5 protein-coding genes are annotated in these 5102 nt (G+C 72.4%); 2 read left to right on the forward strand and 3 right to left on the reverse strand.

Annotated features, from left to right (window positions below):
• The coding region (locus EEJ42_RS15950; RefSeq protein ID WP_148081967.1) for a DEAD/DEAH box helicase at positions 1-1367 on the reverse strand (1367 nt) is incomplete at its 3' end.
• 149 nt (positions 1368-1516) lie between these two features.
• A complete protein-coding gene (locus EEJ42_RS15955) occupies positions 1517-1720 on the reverse strand; it encodes a cold-shock protein (RefSeq protein WP_009717734.1) in 204 nt (67 codons plus the stop codon).
• Positions 1721-2018: 298 nt separating this feature from the next.
• Here EEJ42_RS15955 and speB point away from each other — a divergent pair, with 298 nt between their 5' ends.
• Positions 2019-3005, forward strand: coding sequence for an agmatinase (gene speB / locus EEJ42_RS15960; protein ID WP_009717735.1), 987 nt, complete (start codon positions 2019-2021; stop codon positions 3003-3005).
• Between the two features lie 175 nt (positions 3006-3180).
• Entirely contained in the window at positions 3181-4062 is an 882-nt protein-coding gene (locus EEJ42_RS15965) for a DUF8189 domain-containing protein (protein WP_123100600.1), read from the forward strand.
• Positions 4063-4160: 98 nt separating this feature from the next.
• Here the strand turns inward: EEJ42_RS15965 and EEJ42_RS15970 are convergent, their stop codons facing one another.
• Positions 4161-4835: a M15 family metallopeptidase gene (locus EEJ42_RS15970; protein WP_123100601.1), complete on the reverse strand. Its 675-nt coding sequence runs from the start codon at positions 4833-4835 to the stop codon at positions 4161-4163.
• Positions 4836-5102: the final 267 nt, after the last annotated feature.

The following is a 5102-nucleotide window of genomic DNA, read 5'->3' on the forward strand; positions in this document are numbered from 1 at the left end:
CCACCGCCGCCACCGCGGCGCGCCTGCCGGGGGCCGGGCGCCTGCCGCTGGGCCGGGGCGCTGATCGTCACCGGGACGCCCGACGGCTCCTGGGCGCCGGTGATACGGGCCAGCTCGGAGTCGGTCGAGTGCACCTGGGCCGTGTTCGGGGTGATGCCTGCGGCGGTCATCAGCCGGGTCATCTCCCGGCGCTGGTCGGGCAGGACGAGCGTCACGACGCTGCCGGAGCCGCCCGCGCGGGCGGTGCGCCCGCCACGGTGCAGATAGTCCTTGTGGTCCGACGGCGGATCCACGTTGACGACCAGGTCGAGGTCGTCGACATGGATGCCGCGGGCCGCGACGTTCGTGGCCACGAGCGCGGTGACATCGCCCGTCTTGAAGCGCTCCAGGGTCTTGGTGCGCTGCGGCTGGGACTTGCCGCCGTGCAGCGCCGCCGCCCGTACGCCGTTGGCCAGCAGATGGCGGGTCAGCCGGTCGACGGCGTGCTTGGTGTCCAGGAACATGATCACGCGGCCGTCCCGCGCGGCGACCCGGGTGGCGACGGAGCGCTTGTCGGTGTCCGCGATGTGCAGCACATGGTGCTCCATCGTGGTGACCGCGCCCGCCGAGTCATCGACCGAGTGCAGCGCCGGGTCCGTGAGGAACTCGCGCACCAGGCGGCTGATCTGGTTGTCGAGGGTCGCGGAGAACAGCAGGCGCTGGCCGTCGGCGGGCACCTGCCGCAGCAGCCGCGTGACCTGCGGGAGGAACCCCATGTCGGCCATCTGGTCGGCCTCGTCGAGAACGGTGATGCTCACCTGGTCCAGTCGGCAGTCGCCGCGTTCGATCAGGTCGTGGAGGCGACCCGGTGTCGCGATGACCACCTCGGCGCCGTCGCGCAGGGCATTGGCCTGGCGGTTGATCGACATGCCGCCCACCACGGTGGCCGGGCGCAGCCGCAGCCGGCGGGCGTAGGGCGCGAGCGCGTCGGAGACCTGCTGGGCCAGCTCCCGCGTCGGCACCAGGACCAGGGCGAGCGGACGGCGGGGTTCGGCGCGCCGCCCGGCGAGGCGGGCCAGCAGCGCGAGGCCGAAGGCCAAGGTCTTGCCGGAGCCGGTCTGCGCGCGCCCGAGGACGTCGCGGCCCGTGAGGGCGCTGGGGAGGGTGGCCGCCTGGATCGGGAACGGCACCGTGATGCCCTGGAGCGCCAACTCCGCGGCGAGGCCGTCCGGAAGGTCCAGCTCGGCGAACGCGGCGACGGCGGGCAGCACGGGGGTGGCGCCGCGCAGCTGGGCGAATTCGTTGCCGCCGTCGGAGGGACGGCTGGTACGAACGGGGGAGCGGGAGTGTGACCGGGGCTTACGGGACGAGCGGGCGTAACGGCTCATGCGGCCTTCCTGGAACGGGCGGGGACGGGCCCGCGGAAAGCGGGCACGAGCCGGGGCCCGCACCTCTTCAGGTGCGGGCCCCGGCTCGCGGTATGCGCTGCGTCAGGCGGGAACGATGTTCTCGGCCTGCGGGCCCTTCTGNCGCTGCGTCAGGCGGGAACGATGTTCTCGGCCTGCGGGCCCTTCTGGCCCTGCGTGACGTCGAACGTCACCTTCTGGCCTTCCTGGAGCTCACGGAAGCCCTGGGTGGCGATGTTCGAGTAGTGGGCGAAGACGTCGGCGCCGCCGCCGTCCTGCTCGATGAAGCCGTAGCCCTTTTCCGCGTTGAACCACTTCACGGTGCCGGTGGCCATGTCATTCTCCTTCAATGGGGGCCGAACCGGATTCCGCACTTCGCGGAATCCGCGTCGCCGCATTGACCCCATCCGGAAATGACCGGTTAAAACAAAAATGCGCCTGAGGCTACATCCCGTCAGGCGCACATAACGTTCATGGGTACCAAAACTGCAACTATCACAACCTTAACACGTGAGGGCCCGCACGGGGAGAGACGCCGGTCACCCGGCAATGGACGTGGTGTCCAAATCGCCCGGGGTTGGTACTGGGGAACGTACATGTGGTGGAACGGCCGCTCTGCCTACGCTCGACGTCATGACCGCAAGCGACCGTGAGCCCACCGCATCCCCCGTCGGCCCCGTCGACTCGTCCCGCGTCCCGCGCTACGCCGGTCCCGCCACCTTCGCGCGGCTGCCGCGCGTCGACGAGGTCGGTGGCACGGCGGACGTCGCCGTGGTCGGTGTGCCCTTCGACACAGGCGTCTCCTACCGCCCCGGCGCCCGCTTCGGCGGCAACGCCATCCGCGAGGCGTCCCGCCTGCTGCGCCCGTACAACCCGGCGCAGGACGCCGCCCCCTTCGCCCTCGCCCAGGTCGCCGACGCCGGCGACATCGCCGCGAACCCGTTCAACATCAACGAGGCGGTGGAGACGGTCCAGGCCGCCGCCGACGACCTCCTCGACAGCGGCTCCCGGCTCATGACCCTCGGCGGCGACCACACCATCGCCCTCCCGCTGCTGCGGTCCGTCGCCCGCAAGCACGGCCCGGTCGCCCTGCTGCACTTCGACGCGCACCTGGACACCTGGGACACCTACTTCGGCGCCGAGTACACCCACGGCACGCCCTTCCGGCGCGCCGTCGAGGAGGGCATCCTCGACACCGCCGCCCTCTCGCACGTCGGCACCCGGGGCCCGCTGTACGGCAAGCAGGACCTGGACGACGACGCGAAGATGGGCTTCGGCATCGTCACCTCCGCCGATGTCATGCGGCGCGGCGTGGACGAGATCACCGACCAGCTGCGGCAGCGCATCGGCGACCGCCCGCTCTACATCTCCATCGACATCGACGTCCTGGACCCGGCCCACGCCCCCGGCACCGGCACCCCCGAGGCGGGCGGCCTGACCTCCCGCGAGCTGCTGGAGATCGTGCGCGGCCTGGCCGGCTGCCACCTGGTCTCCGCCGATGTGGTCGAGGTCGCCCCGGCGTACGACCACGCGGAGATCACCGCGGTGGCGGCCTCCCACACGGCGTACGAACTGACGACGATCATGGCCCGCCAGGTCGCCGCCTCGCGCACCGCCTGAGCGCGTACGCCCGAGCGCGCACGCCCTGAGCGCGCACGCCCTGAGCGCGCACGTCCTGAGCGCGTACGCCTGAGCGCATAACGGGCGTAGTGGTGCCGTCTTCCAGGCGCCTTCGAGCGGTTGCCGCTGCAATGGCCTCACCGGTCAGCGGGATCGGGTGAAACGGAGGCTGCTCATGGGGAGTTGGACCGACTGGGAGGACGTCGGCGGGGCGATCCTTTCGGCGCCGAGCGCGGCGTCCCGGGAGACCGAACGCATCACCGTGGTCGCCCGCAACACCACCAACAAGATCGCCTACCGGTCGTGGACCGAGTCCGGCGGCTGGGACGACTGGAGCGACCTGGGCGGCCCGTTCGCCTACGACCCGGCGATCATCGCCTACCGGTCCGACCGCTACACCGTCTACGGCGTGGGCAACGGGCAGTCGGCGTACCGCAGGACCTACATCGACGGCTCCGGCTGGGAGGGCGGCTGGTCGGCCACCAACGAGGCCACCAAGATCTGGAGCGGGCTCGCCGCGGCGTCGGCGCGGGAAGGCCGGATCGATCTGTTCGGGCTCAACGCGACCAACCAGGTCCTGCACGCGACCGCCCCGCCGGACACAGGCTGGGGGCCGTTCAACAACATCGGCGGCACCATCCAGGGCACGGTCGGTGCCGCGTCCTGGGGTACCGGCCGGGTCGACCTCGTCGCGCGGGGCGCCGCCAGCAACACCCTGTGGCACCGGGTGCTCAACGGCAGCACCTGGTCCACCTGGCGGGACATCGGCACCGGCTTCCTCTCCGGCCCGGCCGTCTGCACCTGGGGCCCGGACCGGCTGGACGTCTTCGCCAAGGGGCAGGACCACCAGATCCTGCACCGCTTCTGGAACGGCCTGACCTGGAGCGCCTGGATCGACCTGGGCATCTCCGGCACCGACGACAACCCCGCCGCGGTCAGCCGCAAAGCGGGCAACATCGAGCTGTTCATCCGCGGCCGCGACAACCACCTCTACCGGCGTACGTACACCGCCGACGCCGCCGAACTGGACTCCGGAGGTGTCACCGACCCCAGCTGACCCCTCGGGGTCATCGCGCTCACCGTGCCGCCCCGGCCGCCGCCTCCTCCCCTGCCGGCGGCCGGGGCCGTGTCGCTGTGTCCGGCCGCCCGCGCGCCTCATGGCGTCTCCGTGAGCGACTCGGCGAGGTCCCGCGGGCCGTACAGCGCCGCCGGGGCGCCGGTGTGGAGCGCCCAGTAGCGGTCCCCGTACGACCAGTGCCACCACTCGGTCGGGTAGTTCACCAGCCCGGCCGAGGTCAGCGCCGCACCCAGGGCGTCCCGGCGGGCGCGGGCCTCAGCGGGGATGTTCGCCGCCTCCGTGTAGCAGGCGCGTGCGCTCTCCTCCGGGGTCGCGTCCCAGGGCGTGCCCATGTCCAGCTCGCGCCCGTCCGCGTCGGCGAGGGTGAGGTCGACGGCGGCGCCGGCGCTGTGCGGGGCGAGTTCGGGCGGTGACACGTAGCGGCTCGCCGCCGCCCGGATCTCCGCTTCGGACCAGGCGGGGTGCGCGGCGCGCAGCCGGGCGGAGTAGCGCTCGAAGTAGTGCCGCTGGAGCTCCGGCGGCCGGTATCCCTCGATGAACAGCAGCCGCAGGCCCGGCGGCAGCGCCGACTGCGCCGCCAGCAGCCGCTCCAGCAGACCCTGCCGCAGGTAGGCGTAGGCCCCGGCGGGGTCCGCCGCCCGACCGTCGACCAGCAGCCGCGGAGTGTGGCGTACGTCCGTCAGCGGCTCCCCGCACTCGCTGACCGGCACGGCCGCGACCCTCGGGTCGGACATCAAGGTGATTTCAGCCATGGGCTGATCGTCGCAGGCCCCCCGCGTCGTACCCGTAGTCCCTGAGGGCTACGTGGCGAGTGCACCCCCTGGAGTGACGCCAACTACCCGACCTGCTCCCTACCTTCCCTTATGTGCGACATCCGGCACGGAAGGGGACAGGGATGGTATCTCGTGTGCGCGGCCGCCTGCGCCGCACTCTGCTCGGCATGCTCGTCGCCGCCTCGGTGGCCGTGCCGGTGGCGGGAGCCGCGCGGCCCGCGGCGGTGCCGGCGCCCGCGCCGTCGG

Source organism: Streptomyces botrytidirepellens (genome assembly GCF_003721215.1).
Lineage (GTDB): Bacteria > Actinomycetota > Actinomycetes > Streptomycetales > Streptomycetaceae > Streptomyces > Streptomyces himastatinicus.